10 protein-coding genes are annotated in these 15,456 nt (G+C 67.6%); 7 read left to right on the forward strand and 3 right to left on the reverse strand.

Features of this window, described 5'->3' with window-relative positions; all coding sequences use genetic code 11:
• Positions 1-7 precede the first annotated feature (7 nt).
• Positions 8-505, reverse strand: a complete 498-nt coding sequence (locus tag HPT29_RS00515; RefSeq protein ID WP_173947088.1) for an MmcB family DNA repair protein — start codon at positions 503-505, stop codon at positions 8-10.
• A gap of 154 nt (positions 506-659) precedes the next feature.
• Between HPT29_RS00515 and HPT29_RS00520 the strand changes: the two genes are divergently transcribed.
• On the forward strand, positions 660-1,517 hold the full coding sequence (locus HPT29_RS00520; RefSeq protein WP_173947063.1) for a GNAT family N-acetyltransferase: 858 nt from the start codon (positions 660-662) through the stop codon (positions 1,515-1,517).
• Positions 1,518-1,694: 177 nt separating this feature from the next.
• Here the strand turns inward: HPT29_RS00520 and HPT29_RS00525 are convergent, their stop codons facing one another.
• Positions 1,695-2,249, reverse strand: coding sequence for a hypothetical protein (locus tag HPT29_RS00525; RefSeq protein ID WP_173947062.1), 555 nt, complete (start codon positions 2,247-2,249; stop codon positions 1,695-1,697).
• A 261-nt stretch (positions 2,250-2,510) separates the two neighbouring features.
• Between HPT29_RS00525 and HPT29_RS00530 the strand changes: the two genes are divergently transcribed.
• The 6 genes from HPT29_RS00530 (at position 2,511) to HPT29_RS00555 (ending at position 13,362) form a co-directional block, all read left to right on the forward strand.
• Entirely contained in the window at positions 2,511-5,057 is a 2,547-nt protein-coding gene (locus HPT29_RS00530; RefSeq protein WP_173947061.1) for an ABC transporter ATP-binding protein, read from the forward strand.
• A gap of 97 nt (positions 5,058-5,154) precedes the next feature.
• The gene (locus HPT29_RS00535) at positions 5,155-6,066 is read left to right on the forward strand and encodes an MBL fold metallo-hydrolase (protein WP_173947060.1); all 912 of its coding nucleotides are present in this window, start codon (positions 5,155-5,157) and stop codon (positions 6,064-6,066) included.
• A gap of 287 nt (positions 6,067-6,353) precedes the next feature.
• Positions 6,354-10,259, forward strand: coding sequence for an Ig-like domain-containing protein (locus HPT29_RS00540; RefSeq protein ID WP_173947059.1), 3,906 nt, complete (start codon positions 6,354-6,356; stop codon positions 10,257-10,259).
• A gap of 154 nt (positions 10,260-10,413) precedes the next feature.
• Positions 10,414-11,421: an NAD-dependent epimerase/dehydratase family protein gene (locus tag HPT29_RS00545; protein ID WP_173947058.1), complete on the forward strand. Its 1,008-nt coding sequence runs from the start codon at positions 10,414-10,416 to the stop codon at positions 11,419-11,421.
• 1 nt (position 11,422) lies between these two features.
• Positions 11,423-12,424 (forward strand): MraY family glycosyltransferase, encoded by a 1,002-nt coding sequence (locus HPT29_RS00550; protein WP_173947057.1) that lies wholly within the window; start codon positions 11,423-11,425, stop codon positions 12,422-12,424.
• A complete protein-coding gene (locus tag HPT29_RS00555; protein ID WP_173947056.1) occupies positions 12,421-13,362 on the forward strand; it encodes an NAD-dependent epimerase/dehydratase family protein in 942 nt (313 codons plus the stop codon). The genes HPT29_RS00550 and HPT29_RS00555 overlap by 4 nt, the downstream gene beginning before the upstream one ends.
• Here the strand turns inward: HPT29_RS00555 and HPT29_RS00560 are convergent.
• On the reverse strand, positions 13,295-15,259 hold the full coding sequence (locus tag HPT29_RS00560) for a nucleoside-diphosphate sugar epimerase/dehydratase (protein WP_173947055.1): 1,965 nt from the start codon (positions 15,257-15,259) through the stop codon (positions 13,295-13,297). The genes HPT29_RS00555 and HPT29_RS00560 overlap by 68 nt on opposite strands.
• Between the last annotated feature and the right edge of the window lie 197 nt (positions 15,260-15,456).

Raw genomic sequence — 15,456 nt, forward strand, 5'->3', positions numbered from 1 at the left:
GGGCGGGTCAGAGACGCCCGTCCGCGACCCGGTCCGGATCGGCCAGGGCATGGAGCAACGAGGCGGCCGAATGGGCGAAGCGCAGGGTCACGGCCTTGCGGCGGGCGCCGGCGAGCGGATGGTGCGACGCCGCCCGGACGATCGCCGCCCCGAAGCTGTCGGCGACGATCAGCCCACGGTCCTCCGGCAGGATGTCGAAGGGCACGGTTTCCGGCACGGCGAAATAGAACCGGTCACAGAAATCCTCGTAGTCGGGCCATTTCCGGTCGGCCCGGAAATCGGCCACGCTCGACTTGATCTCGACGATCGTGAGCGCGCCGTCGGGCGCGAGCGCGATGAGGTCGGCGCGCCGGCCGTTGGCGAGGGTGAATTCCGGCAGGCTCACGTGGCCGAGCTGCGCGAACAGGCGGCGCACGCCGCGCTGGACTCCGAGAGCGATGGTGGATTGGCGTCCGTCCGTGGGCAGAACGATGGGACGGGAAACGAGGGCGGGCGAATCGGACATGGGGCCCAGGGTACGCCCTCGCGGCCGGCCTGCAACGGCCCCGTTGTCGCGCTTGCGAGGGACCTTGCGAGGGATCTTGGCGAGAGATCTCAACGACAGCTCTCGTGTCGGGTAGACTGAAGCCCTCTCGCACCCGCCAACGACGAGGCCGGACATGACACGCGACGACCCGGACGATTGGACGATCCGCGTGATGACGCGCCAGGACCTGGATCTGGCGATCGAGTGGGCGGCCGCCGAGGGCTGGAATCCGGGGCTCGGGGACGCCGAATGCTTTCACGCGGCTGACCCAGGGGGATTTCTGGTCGGCTGTCTCGGCACCGAGCCGGTCGCGTCCGTCTCGGTGGTCCGCTACGGCGGCGCGTTCGGCTTTCTCGGCCTCTATATCGTCCGGCCCGACCAGCGCGGACGGGGGTTCGGCTATCGCCTGTGGCAGGCCGGCATGGAATCTCTCGGAGACCGCATCGTGGGCCTCGACGGGGTCGTGGCCCAGCAGGACAATTACCGGCGGTCCGGCTTCGCCCTGGCTCACCGCAACATCCGCTTCGGGGGCGTCCCGCTTTTGGAGGCGCCCCGGGCCGCAGGCCTGCAGCCGGTGACCTTCGAGATCGTCGCTTCCGTCCTCGCGTACGACCAGCCGTTCTTTCCCGCGCCGCGCGAAACCTTTCTGCGCTGCTGGCTCAGGCCGGATGCGCGCAAGGCCGTCGCTCTCGTGAGGGACGGAGGCGTCGCGGGTTACGGCGTCATCCGGGCCTGTCGCAACGGCTTCAAGATCGGCCCCCTCTTCGCCAATGGCGAGCATGAGGCCGACCTGCTGTTTCAGGCGCTCGCATCGGAAGCGAAGGGCGATGCGGTGTTCCTCGACCTGCCGGAGCCGAACCCGGCCGCCCTTCGGCTCGCCACGCGCCATGGCCTGTCGCCCGTGTTCGAGACGGCCCGGATGTATCGCGGCGAAACCCCGGACCTGCCCCTGTCGCGCATCTTCGGCATCTCCACGTTCGAATTGGGGTGACGGGCCGGGTTCATCGAGGAACGGACCGAGACTTGTCTCCGTCGTCATCACCGGCCTTGGGCCGGTGATCCCGATTGCTTGAAGCGTTGAGCCTTTCCGGGTCGGGATGGCCGGGACAAGCCCGGCCATGACCGTGGCGGTGTTCATCCCAATGCAAATCGCAGCGCCCCCCAACCCCTAGTGCAGCATCAGGTGATGGGGCGACAGGTTCTCCAGCATGTCGCGCAAGTCGTCCATGTGCGGATTGATGGCGAGCGCGATCTGGAACGCCGCCCGGGCCTCGTTGAGATGCCCGTTGCGCAGGCAGATGTTGCCGAAGCCCGCGATGGCGCCGAAGTGGCGCGGCTCGAGCCGCAGGGTCTGGGCGATGTCGAGCAGGCTGTCGGCGTCGCGCTTCTCGATGGAGGCGAGCGTCGCCCGCTTGTTCCAGGCCTCCGCCCAGCCCGGATGCTGGGCGACCAGATGGTCGAGCAGGGGCCGGGCGGTCTTGAGCGACCCCGACCCCATGGCTTCGATGGCGGCCATCATGGTCTCCTCGGCGAGACGGTCCTCGTGGGATCCCCACAGGGCCCAGATCTGATCCTCGATGTCCTCGACCGGACGGGCCGGCTCCGGCAGGGCCAGCTCCTTGAACAGCCCCGTAAGGCGGCGCGGCAGGTCCGGGCTCGGGGTGCGGGTCGGAACCTCGAGGACGAGCTGGAACACCGGATCGAGCGGCAGGAGGGACGTCATGGACAGGCTCACCGATCCTCCGTGAAAGGCAGCAAGGCAGAGGAGCAAGGGGGGTGACATAGCGTGGAAGCGCGGCGCGGCGAGGGGTCGTGGCGGCAGAGTTTGAGCGCATCCCGGGCCGGCCCGGGACCCGCCGGGACGGGCGATTCCGGCGTTTTGTGCCGGAGCGCACTTTTTGACTGCAAGGCAGATCCCATTCGCCGAGAAAATGCTCTAGGGTCTCCCACCGTCACTGAAACTGATCGCCTGTTGGAGTTGTCCTTGGGAGTTGTCGTGGAGCGCGACCCGCTGCGCCTGGCGTGGAAAACATCTCCTGGTCGCCACCTGGTCGGACTGAGCCTTCTGGCGGTGGCCGGCCTCCTGATCCTTCTCGGCTTCGATCTCGTGCGCCTCGTCGTGGACCGGGCCACCGGGGGAGCGGGCGGCTGGCATGCGCCGGCCACCTTCCTGCGAATCGCCTTGAGCCCGCCGGCGGCTCTCTGGCCCGAGCCGATCGTGCTGGTCCCGGGCGTCGTGCTGGGCCCAGAGGCCTTCGCCCTGGCGTCGATTGTCGGGATCCTCCTGGTCCCCCTTCTCCTCGGCCTGATCCTGGTCGGGTTCGAATGGCTGGTGGTCGGCATCGGGCTCAGGATGCTGACCAAGACCCAGTCGGCCGCTCTCGACGTCATCCTGAAGGTGCCCACGGCTTCCCACGACGAGATCGCCATGGTGACGGCCCTGGCCGGCCGAGGCCTCGCCCGCGAAAGCGGCGTGCTGGGATCCAGCCTCCTCATGCCGGTGAAGCTCGGCGGGATGATCGGGCTCGCCTGCGCGTACGTGTTCGTCATGGACTGGCGTCTCGGCGCCGCCCTGGCGCTGGTGTTGGTGCTGGGCGCCGTGGTGAGCGCCCGCCGCTCCCTCCTGCGGTTCGACGCCACCGCCGCCCGCCACCAGGAGGGCGACGAGGCCGAGGGCGTGTTCGCGGAGCTGGAGCACCGCATTCCGGCCCTGCGCGCGCACGGCACGGCCCCCTACGAGCGCGACCGGGTGCGGGAGGCGCTGGTCGTGAGCCATCGGCCGGTGATGAAGCGGGAATACCGCCTGGCCCTCGCGGAAGCGGGCTCCGCGGCCGTACTCATGATCGCCCCCCTGTCGGTTCTGACCCTGGGGGCCTGGTTCTCGCAGGTTCGTCCCGTGTCGGCCGGGACGGTGGCGGCCTGCGTGCTCGCGGCGGCGCTCGCCGCCTACGGCACCCGGGAAGTGGTCCAGTGGCACCGGCTCGCCCTGAGGGCGAGGGCGCTGCTCATCGATCTGGGCCGGGGGCTCGGGCCGCTGAAGCTGCGCGCCGCCCTGAAGGGCAAGGCCGGCCTGCCCGACAGCGGCGCCCTCGTGGCCCAGGGCGTCTCGGCCTACGACCCGGCGAGCGGGGCGCGGGTGACCTCGGTCAACCTGAATCTCGCCTTCCCGTCCCATGTGGCCCTGGTCGGCGACGGGGATGCGGGTCCGCGGCTCCTGGCGGCCCTCATGAGCGGCCAGATCCCTCCGTCGATGGGCCGCCTGACCTATGGGGGCATCGACCTGTCTGCGGCCGATCCGGTGGAGCGCAGCCGGCGCATCGCCTTTGCGGGCAGCACCGTGCTGATCGAAGGCAGCCTCAAGGACAACCTGCTCTACGGCGCCGCCGCGCCGGCGGGCGAACTCGATCATCGCCTGTCGGAGGCCATCGCGGTCGCCGGCCTCGACCGTCTGACCCATGCCCGCGGCCTGTCCGGAACCATCGATCCGGACCGGGAGCCGAAACTCGCCGCCGCCATCGTGGACGCCCGGCGCGCCGTGCAGGCGGCGCTCGCCGCCGAGCAGCTCGACCGCTTCGTCGATCCCTTCAGCGCCACCCGCTACAACCGCTATGCCACGATCGGCGAGAACCTCCTGTTCGGAAAGCCGATCGGCGATTCCTTCCAGGAGGATCGCCTGGCGAGCCATCCTTTCGTGCGGGCGATCCTGGAAGCCAACGAGCTTACCAAGCCGCTCGCCCGGATGGGGCTTTCCATCGCCACGAGCATGATCGAGATCTTCTCCGACATCCCGGATGGATCCCCGCTCTTCGAGCGCTTCTCGTTCTTCTCGGCGGCGGACCGTCCGTACTTCCAGGATCTCGTCGACCGCAGGAACGAGCAGCGGCGCAGCGACCAGACCTCCCGGGACCGGGAGCGCCTGATCGGTCTCGCCCTGCGCTACAACGAGAGCCGGCATCGCCTGGGACTGCTCGAAGGTGGCCTGGAGGCGCAGATCCTCGTCGCCCGGACCGATTTCGCCCGCATGCTGCCGGTGAGCCTGAAATCCTCGATCGAGTTCTACGACGAGGAGCGCTTCTGCGCGGCCGCCAGCATCCAGGACAACCTGCTCTTCGGACGCATCGCGGCCGATCAGGCCGGCGCTCTCGCGTCGGTCCAGGAGGTGACGCGCCGCATCCTGACGCAACGGGGCCTCGACGGGGAGGTCTCGCGCATCGGGCTCGACACGCCGATCGACCCCCAGGGCGACGATCTCAGCCTGAGCGAGGCGGCGGCCATCGACCTGGTGCGCGGCCTCGTGCGCCGGCCGAGCATCCTGGTGGTGCAGCGGGCGCTCGACGGCCTGCCCGGACCGGCCGCCGACCGGCTCGTCGCGTCCCTGCGCCGCGCCCTCGTGGGGCGGGGGCTAATCCTCGTGACGCCGTCGATTTCACCGGCCATGGATCAACCGCCCTTCGACGCGGTTATCCATTTCGAACGGGGCGAGCCGGTGATGGATCGCCGCACCAGATCCCTGGAGGCGCTGAGTGCGTGATACAATATTTACCTTGACCTGCCGACCCGCTCGTGGGCAGCTTATCGATGTGCGCCAGCGCACATAAGCAGGGTTTTCGATTGGCCATGATCCTGAAATGATAAGGCGTGTTGCATCCTCTGACGCGTTGCGGGTCCGGTTCTGGGGCATACGCGGCTCCACCTGCGCCTCCGGTCCCCAATTCGTCGAGTTCGGTTCGCACACCCCCTGCATCGAGGTCCGCTGCGGCGAGCGCCTGTTCATCCTCGACGCGGGAACCGGCCTATCCGCCTTCGGAAGCGAGCTCGGCGCCTCCGCGCCCGACAAGATCGACATCCTCCTCAGCCACCTTCATCTCGATCACATCAGCGGCCTGCCCTTCTTCAAGCCCGCTCTTCTCGCCAAGGAGCGGGTGATCCGCACCTATTGCGGGAACCTGGACGGCGAGAGCGCCATGGAGCCTCTGAATCGCATCTTCGCCCCGCCGCTGTTCCCCGTCCGCCTCGGCCAGCTGCCCGCCCGCTTCGAGCATCACGGCTTCAAGGCGGGCGAGCCTCTCATCTTGGACGACGGCGCCCGGATCGAAACCCATCTCCTCAACCATCCCGGCGGCGCCACGGGCTTTCGCATCAGCCATCGGGGCCGCAGCGTCTGCTACATCAGCGACGTGGAGCACAGCGACGCCTGGCCCGATCCGGGCCTCAAGCATTTCGTGCGCGACGCCGACCTGATGATCTTCGACGGCATGTTCTCCGACGCCGAGTATTCCTACTGCCGCGGCTGGGGCCATTCCACGTGGCAGAAGGGCGTGGAACTGGCGCAGAGCGCCGGCGTGAAGGCCCTGGCGATCTTCCATCTCTATCCCGGCCACGACGACGGCTTCCTGAAAGCCGCCGAAGCCGAGATGCAGGTCGTCATGCCCACGGCCTTCATGGCCCGCGAGCGCCAGTCCTTTATCTTCGAGCCCGTGGAAGACAACCTGGACATGAACTGTTCCGAGCCTGCCCTCGCGCAGGCCGGCGGAGGTTGATGGCCCAAGGCCTGAAACGCACCTGACGCGAGCAGCGTGAGCCGACGGAAGCGTCAGCGCGCAACAGAAAAACCGTCACCGCAAGACCACACCTCCCAGAAATGAGCCATCTTGCCGACACCCTGAGACGCCGGGCCGCCCCGTGTGAGCCGCTCCGGCATTCCTATTGTAGGAAAAAGTGTTAATCACGGTTAACTTCCTTTACGGAAGTTCGTGCAAAACAGACCTGCCCGGCTCGCTTCCGCAAGCACAAGCCAGAACAGGCCAGAGGGGAAGTGGGGCGAGAGATGGCAAACGGCACCCTGAATTTCAGCAGCAACGATCCTGCCCATTGGTCCGATGGCGTTGCCGAGGATGGCGAGGGAGGAGCGATCAATCTATTCGGGGCCAATATCCAAATCGGCCTGCTCGCAAATCCTTACGGCACCTCCCTGGGCGTCCCGATCGAATGGTACGACAGTGCCAATCTGGCGACCGGAACGGGTTTCACGGGTCTGACCACGTTCTACTATCCAGGATACGGAACGGAAACGGATCCCGGATGGGCGGGCTTCGTGATCAAGAGCGCCAACGGATCGGAATTTCAGATCGATCAGTTCCGATGGTACGACTGGGGTGGATGGACCGGCGAAATCGTCAATGTGGTCGGCTACAAGGACGGGCAGCAAGTCGCTTCGTCCAGCTTCACGTCGAACGATGATGACTTCATCGTGACCTTCACCTTCGACGCAAGCTTCGACAGGGTCGACGAAGTTCGGATCACCTATGCGGACGGCGGCGGATGGGCGGCGATCAACAACATCCAGCTTACCGTCCCGCCGGCGGTGATCGCGGTGACGTCGCCCTCCGCAAACCGCTCCCATCAAGCCGGAGAGGTCATCACCATCAGCGTCGAGTTCGACAGCGCGGTCAACGTTGCAAGCGGCATCCCGACACTGCTGCTCGAGACGGGCATGGTCGACCGGTATGCCGTCTACACCGGAGGCAGCGGCACGAGCACGCTGACCTTCGCGTACACGGTCCAGGCCGGCGACGGCAGCGCCGATCTCGACTATGCCGGCACCGCCGCCCTGACCCTCAACGGCGCCACCATCAAGGCCGTCGCCGACGGCCTTGATGCCTCGGTGGCTCTGCCCACCCCGGGCAGCCTCGCCTCGCTCGGTGCGAACAAGGCCATTGTCATCGACGCCGTGGCGCCCACGCTGGCGATCACCAGCTCCAAGTCGACCCTGCACAGCGGTGAGTCCGCGACGATCACCTTCACCTTCAGCGAGGACCCGGGTTCGAGCTTCACCGCAGCGGACGTCGCAGTCAGCGGCGGCACCCTGGGGCCGATCAGCGGCAGCGGCGTGACGCGCACCGCGACCTTCACGCCGAGCCTCGGCACCGATAACGGCACGGCCAGGATCACCGTCGCGGCCGGATCGTACGCGGACGCGGCCGGCAATGCCGGCGGTGCCGGCGTCACTCCGGCGATCACGTTCGACACCAGGGTGCCGGATGCGCCTTCCGCCCCGGAGCTCTCCGCTGCCAGCGACAGCGGCAGCTCGTTCACCGACAGCATCACCAGCGTCACGCTGCCGACCTTCAGGGGCAGCGCGGAGCCCGGCGCCACCGTCAAGGTGTATGACGGCGGCACCCTCATCGCGACCACCAGCGCCGCCGGCAACGGCAGCTGGTCGGCGGCCAGCAATGTCGCCCTGCCGGAGGGCGTCCACACGATCACCGTCACGGCCACGGATGCGGCCGGCAACGTGAGCACCGCCTCCGGCCCGCTGAACATGACCGTCGACTTCACGCCGCCGAGCCCCCCCGCCACCCTGGATCTGGCCACCGCCAGCGACAACGGCAGCTCGAACAGCGACAACGTCACCGGCGTGACGCGACCGACCTTCACCGGCACGGCGGAAGCCGGCGCCACGATCATCCTCTACGACGGCTTGGAGGAAATTGGCCGCGCGACGGCGACCAACGGCACGTGGAGCATCGCGCTCGATACGCCCCTGACCCAAGGCAACCACAGCATCACGGCCAGGGCGACTGACTTGGCCGGAAACACGAGCGCCGCCTCCACGGCTCTGACGGTGCAGATCATCACCGCCGGACCGGCCACGGCCGTCTCCAGCATGGCGCTGTCGTCCGATTCCGGTCTCGGCGGCGACTTCATCACCAATGTGAGTTCGCAGGTTATCTCTGGCACCCTGAGCAGCCTGCTGGCCGTCGGCGAACGCGTCCAGGTGTCGCTCGACGGGGGTGAGAGCTGGCAGGACGCGATCAGCACCGCGGGGAGTGCTGTCTGGTCGCACATCGCCTCCCTCACCGAGGGGACACACGAGATTTGGGTGAGGGTGATCGACGCGGTCGACAATTCCGGGCCAATCCGCGATCAGGTCTACACGCTGGACACGGTCGCGCCCGGCGTGACCATCACCAGCGACGTCTCGCAGCTGAAGGCCGGCGAGACCGCGACGATCACCTTCACGTTCAGCCAGGACCCGGGCTCGAGCTTCAGCTGGGACGGCAGCGCCGGCAGCCTCGCCGTCAGCGGCGGCACCCTGTCGGCGATCAGCGGTACAGGCCTGACCCGCACCGCCGTCTTCACGCCGAGCGCGAACGTCGACGGCGGCAGCGCCAGCATCACCGTCGCTGCGGGCTCGTACCATGATGCGGCCGGCAATGCCGGGACGGCCGGCACCACACCCCCGCTCGGCTACGACACGGTGGCGCCGGGCGCCCCCTCTGCACCGGTGCTGGCCTCCGGGAGCGACAGCGGCCATTCCAGCTCCGACAACCTGACAAACCACCCTGCGCTGATCCTGACCGGCAGCGGGGAAACCGGCACGGTCATCCGGCTCTACGACAGCGATGGGATTACGGTGATCGGAACGGGAACGGTGACCGGGGGCGTCTGGTCGATCACCACATCGCCGCTGTCGGCGGGCCGTCATGCGCTCACCGCGAGAGCCGTCGATGCCGCGGGCAATCTGTCAGCCGTCTCCGCAGGACTGGCCGTCACCATCGACGACACGGCCCCGACCCTGGTGCATTCCGACCCCGCGGACGATGCCGCTCAAGTGGGGGTGTCGGACGACCTGGTGCTGACCTTCTCGGAAGCGATCGTGATCGGCGCCGGCACGATTGAGCTGCATGCGAGAAGTGGCGCGCTCGTCGAGAGCTTCGACGTGGCCACGAGCAGCCGCATCAGCATGGCCGGCAACCGGCTCACGATCGATCCCACCGGTCCGCTCGAGAGCGGCGCCGGCTATTACCTCACCCTGTCGGCCGGCGCACTCAGGGATGCGTCGGGGAACGACTTCGCAGGCATTGCCGATGCTGCGACCTTCAACTTCACGACGATCGGCACGGTCGAAAAGGATCCTGTCGTGACGCCCAACACCGGCGGCGGCGTCGACATCGCGATCACGGATCCGTCCCAGCTCACCGCGGCTCTCGGCACGGGCGGGGTGGATCACGTGTTCTATGCCGGGTCGGGCACGGTGGTCCTGCCGGACAACATCGAGAACATCACCCTGCGGGGCAGCGCCAGCGTCATGGGCAACGGGCTCGACAATGACATGCGCAGCGGCGCGGGCGAGAACGTGCTGCGTGGCAAGGACGGCAACGACACGCTCCACGGCTATCATGGCAGCGACTCGATCTATGGCGGCTCGGGACACGACACCATGTCGGGCGGCTCAAGCCAGGATTGGGTGTCTGGCGGCTCGGGCAACGACACGGTCAATGGCGGTTCGGGCCATGACCGAGTGTATGGCGATTCCGGTCGGGACACAGTCTATGGCGGCACGGGCAACGATACGGTCAGCGGCGGCGCCGGCAACGACACCCTCTACGGCAATGCGGGCCGGGACGTGTTCGTGTTCGACACCCGTCTCAACAGGAGCAGCAACGTCGATACGATCAAGGACTTCAATGTTGCGAACGACAGCCTCTGGCTCGACAACGCGGTCTTCACCAAGCTGGGAAGCGGCACCCTGACCAAGCCAGGCGCGCTCTCGAGCGGGTTCTTCGTGGTCGGCTCCCGGGCGCTCGACGGAGACGATTACCTGATCTACGACCGGGCCACCGGGGTGCTCAGCTACGATGCGGACGGGTCCGGAGCCACGGCGGCTGTGGTCTTCGCCCGGCTCGGCAAGGGTCTCGCCCTCACCCACAAGGATTTCTTTGTCGTGTGACGGTTGCCCTTGGGCAACCGGAGGTCCTGAGCAGCGATCCCGAAGGGAGACCCTTTCGGGGACCCACCCTCGGCCGGCGCATCCTCCGGAAAACCGGGTCCACTTTTCCGTACGATGCGCTAAGGTGCCTGCCCGTTCATCAGACAGGCCTTTCATGTCAGCTCCCATCCTCGTCACCGGTGCGGCCGGCTTCATCGGTTTTCACGTGGTGCAGCGGCTCCTGGCCGATGGCCATCAGGTGGTCGGCGTCGACAGCTTCACGCCCTATTACGACGTGAGTCTGAAGGAGGCCCGCTTCGGGAACCTGACGCCGCACAACACCTTTCTGGGCGAGCGCCTGGACCTGTCCGACGCACAGGCGACCCGCGATCTGTTTCACCATCACCGCTTCGAGAAAGTGATCCACCTCGCGGCGCAGCCGGGGGTGCGCTTCGTCGATCCCCAGCCCTACGCCGCGTCGAACCTGATGGGTTTCATGAACATGCTGGAAGCCTGCCGGCACGGGCAGGTGGAGCACCTCGTCTACGCGTCGTCGAGTTCGGTCTACGGGGCCAACCGCAAGCTGCCCTTCTCCGAGCACGACGGCACCGACCATCCGATCAGCCTCTACGCGGCCACCAAGAAGGCGAACGAGATGATGGCGCATTCCTATGCGTCCCTGTTCGGTCTGCCCGCGACGGGCCTGCGCTTCTTCACGGTCTACGGTCCCTGGGGCCGACCCGACATGGCGGTCTACAAGTTCACCCATGCCATTGCCGAGGGCCGTAGGATCGAGGTGGCGAATGCCGGCAAGGTCTGGCGCGACTTCACCTACGTGGACGACATCGTGGAAGGGGTCGTCCGGCTGGTGGACCGGGTCCCGGCGCCCGATCCCGCCTGGAACGCCGAGCATCCCGACCCGGCCATCAGCCCGGCCCCGCATCGGGTCTACAATATCGGCAACGACAATCCCGAAGAGGTGAACGACCTCGTGGCCCTGATCGAGGACGCTCTGGGCAAGAAGGCCAACCGGGTCGACGTGCCGCTGCCCCCCGGCGACGTGCTGGAGACCCGCGCCGACGTGACGGACCTGCGGCGCGACGTGGGCTTCGCACCCTCGACGTCGCTGAAGGAGGGCATCAGGCGCTTCGTCGGATGGTATCGGGACTATCACAAGGCCTGAGATGATCGTCGTATTTGCTCTTGTATCGTCGGCGGTTCTCTCGGCCCTTCTCATCCTCGTCCTGAAGCCCCTGCTGATCCGCTACGCGCTGGCGCGACCGAATGCGCGCTCGAGCCACAAGACGCCGACGCCGCAAGGGGGAGGCCTTGCGGTTCTGGCCGCGACTCTGGCCGTTGCAGGGCTCTCGGCGGTCTGGCTCGTGCTGCCGGTCCCGTCCCTGTTGATCGTCGCGGCCGCCGCCGTCGCCTTCGCGGTCCTGGGCACGGCCGACGACATCCGGCCGCTGCCCGCCTGGATCCGGCTCGTCATGCAGTTCGTCGTCGTGACCGCGGTCGTTCTTGCATCCGGGACGAGACTCCTGCCGGATTCCATTCCCCTGGCTGCGGAGCGGATCCTCCTCGTCGTCGCCGGCGTATGGTTCGTCAATCTCGTCAACTTCATGGACGGGCTGGACTGGATTACTGTGGCCGAGATGGTTCCGATCACCGCCTTCGTGGCGGGCCTGGGTCTCGTCGGCGTCATGCCGCTGTGGATCGCCGTGCTCGCCGCAGCGTTATGCGGCGCCCTTCTCGGCTTCGCCCCCTTCAACAGGCCCGTCGCCAGGCTCTTCCTGGGGGATGTGGGGTCCCTGTCGATCGGGCTTCTCGTCGGCTGGATGCTGCTGCAGCTCGCCGGAACCGGCGCCCTCGCGGCCGCGATCCTGCTGCCGCTCTACTACCTGATGGATGCGACCATCACCCTGCTGCGCCGCCTCGCCCGGGGCGAGAAGGTCTGGGAGGCGCATCGCAGCCATTTCTACCAGAAGGCCACCGACAACGGCGTCTCGGTGCTCGCAGTCGATGCGCATGTGTTCGTCCTCAACCTTGTCCTGGCCGCTCTCGCCGCTATGACCCTTGTCTGGCCCTCGGGCGCCGTGCAGGTTGCGGCGCTCGCCCTCGGGGTCGTTCTCGTCGGCCTGGTTCTCAGGCGTTTCTCTCGACCCGGATTGGAGGTTTCCCGATGAATGCACCCCTGATTGCCCTGACCGGCGCCACGGGTTTCATCGGACGACATCTCCTGAACGAGCTGCCCAGGCGGGGATACCGGGTGCGGGTCCTGCTGCGCCGCCCGTCCGAGGTGCCGGCCGGGGCGTCGAGCGCGGTCATCGGCGACATCGCCTCCCCGCACAACATGGCGGCCGCCCTGCGCGACGTGGACATCGTGATCCATTCGGCCGGCCTGGCACATGCCATGTCCGGGCGGCCGGAGGACGATTACCGGACCATCAACACGGACGCGACCGTCAGGCTCGCCCAAGCGGCCGAGCGGGCCGGCGTGAAACGATTTGTCTTCCTGTCGTCGATCCGCGCCCAGACCGGGCCCGTGGCCGACGGGGTGGTCACCGAAGACCGGGAGCCGCAGCCGACCGACCCTTACGGCCGTTCGAAGCTCGAGGCGGAGCGGGGCCTTGGCGCCCTCGGGCTCGATTGGACGGCCCTTCGTCCCGTGCTCGTCTACGGCCCCGGCGTGAAAGGCAACATGGCGGCTCTCCTGAGCCTGGCGCAATCGCCCTGGCCCCTGCCGCTCGGCGGATTGACCGCCCGGCGCTCACTCCTGTCCCTCGACAACCTGGCGGCCGCCGTGGACACGGTCGCGCGCGCGCCCGGTCCCCTGAGGCGCCCCTTCATCGTGGCCGATCCGGACCCGGTCACGATCCCCGAGATGGTCACGGCTCTGCGCAAGGGACTGGGCCGCGGGCCGGGATTGGTCCCGGTGCCGTCGTTTCTGCTCAGGGGAGCCGCCGCCCTGGCCGGCCGGCGCGAGGCCTACGAGCGGCTGGCAGGCTCGCTGGTCGCGAGCCCGCAAGCCCTGAGGGATCTGGGATGGCAGCCGGTCAGTTCGACGCGAGACGCGCTTGCGGAGCTGGCACGGCGGGCGGGGGCGCCGGCTTCCGGCGCTTGAACTCCGGAATCGCTTCCTCGAACACATGCTCGGCCAGGGCGCGGTCGCCGCTTGCGAGGGCGCGGCTCAGGATCTGCAGCCATTGGTCGACCCGGTCGCGGTCGGCGAAGATGGGCTTGGCCGCCATGACGCCGTCGATGCCGATTTCCGTGCGCGGCTCCTCGCGGGCGAAGAGGATCTCGTGCAGCCGCTCGCCCGGGCGCGTGCCCGTGACGGCGATCTCGATATCCTCGCCCGGCTCGTAGCCGGCGAGCCGGATCATGCGCTCGGCCAGGTCGTAGATCCGCACCGGCTGGCCCATCTTGAGCACATAGACCGAGGCGCGCTCGTCCCCGTTGGTGCGCTCCGTCAGCGCGCGGCTCTCCTCCGCGTGGGACGCCGAGGTGAGCACCAGGTCGGCGGCCTCGCGGGTTGTCATGAAGTAACGCACCATGTCGGGATGGGTGACGGTGATCGGCCCGCCGCGGGCGATCTGCGCCTTGAACTTGGGCACCACCGACCCGACCGAGCCGAGCACGTTGCCGAACCGGACGGCGATGATCCGGGTGGCGCCGTTGCGGCCCATGAACTCGGCATCCAGCGCCTGCCCGTACATCTCGGCGAAGCGCTTGGTGGCGCCGAGCATCGAGACCGGATCGATGGCCTTGTCGGTGGAGATCATCACGATGGTGTCGGCCCCGGCCTCCACGGCCGCGTCGGCCACGTTCACGGAGCCGAACACGTTGGTCTTGATGCCTTCCGTCCAGTTCTTCTCGAGATAGGGAACGTGCTTGAGGGCCGCCGCGTGGAAGACCACCTCGGGACTGAACGCGTTCATCACCTCGCGCACCCGGGACCGGTCGCGGACGTCGGCGATGACACCGTCCACACGGGTGTCGCTCGAGAGCAGCGTCGGGTTTTCCAGGATGTGGTGCAGGGAGGGCTCGGAGCTTTCGAGGACCAGGAGGTCGCTCGCCCCGAAGGCGACGACGCGGGTGCAGATCTCCGACCCGATGGAGCCGCCGCCGCCGGTCACGAGCACGCGCTTGCCGCGAATGAAATGTTCGAGCCGATTGCGGTCGATCTGCACGGTCGGACGCAGGAGCAGATCCTCGATCTCGAGCGGGGCGAGCTCGGCATCGCGCATCCCCTCTCCCAGGCTCGTGACCCGCACCAGCGGCAGGCCGAGGCGGCGGGCGCGGGCGAGCAGCATGTCCGGGTTGGCCTCGGGCGTCAGGGCGCTCGGGGTCGCCAGCAGGCGGCGGATGGGCGTTCCCCGCTCTTGGAAATCCTGGATGACCTGGTCGAGATCCGCGAATGTGCCCAGAACGGGCACGCCGCGCATGGATTGCCCGAGATCGTCCCTGCGCCAGGACAAAATGCCTTTCGGCTGGGTCTTCTTGACGGTGCCGGCCTCGATGGCCCGCAGGACCACCTCGGCGTCGCTGCCGCGCCCGAGCAGCAGGGTCGGGGTGCTGGCATCGCGCTCGATGGTGTGGCGCGAGCGGGCATATTTCAGATAGCGGAAGGCCAGCCGCGGGCCACCCAGGAGGAACATCTGGATCAGCCAGTAGAGGGCGATCGTGACCTTGCCGAAGAAGAAGGTGCCCCGCAGCTGCGGCGAGACCAGAATGTAGTCGACCATCAGCAGGGTCACGGCCAGGATGGTCGCAGCCCGGAAGATGTTGAAGAGATCCGGCAGGGACGCGAAACGCCACTTGGACCGATAGAGCTGGGAAAACCCGTAGACCACCCCCGCGAAGGCGATGAAGGGCGGCAGGAAGAGCGGCAGATGGACCAGGCGGTCGGACAGGAGAGAGCCTTCGAAGCGCACGTAGAAGGTCGCGAGGACGGCGATACCCGTCATCACGAGATCATGCACGATGATAATCGCTTTCTTGAGACCCTGCCGATTCATAGCCCTGCCATACCCTCGAGCATCAGACCCAAAAGTGGACTTGCCCGTCCGGGATCCATCCGATGCCCCCTCTCTCGAAGCAGCGCATCGGCGATGCGGACCCGAAGGGCCACGTGAGTGAAAACCGGATCCACTGTTCCGCACGATGCGATCGTCTCGGGGTATCGGATGGGCTCACCCCTTTGTCAATGTAAGAC

Source organism: Microvirga terrae, assembly GCF_013307435.2.
GTDB lineage: Bacteria > Pseudomonadota > Alphaproteobacteria > Rhizobiales > Beijerinckiaceae > Microvirga > Microvirga terrae.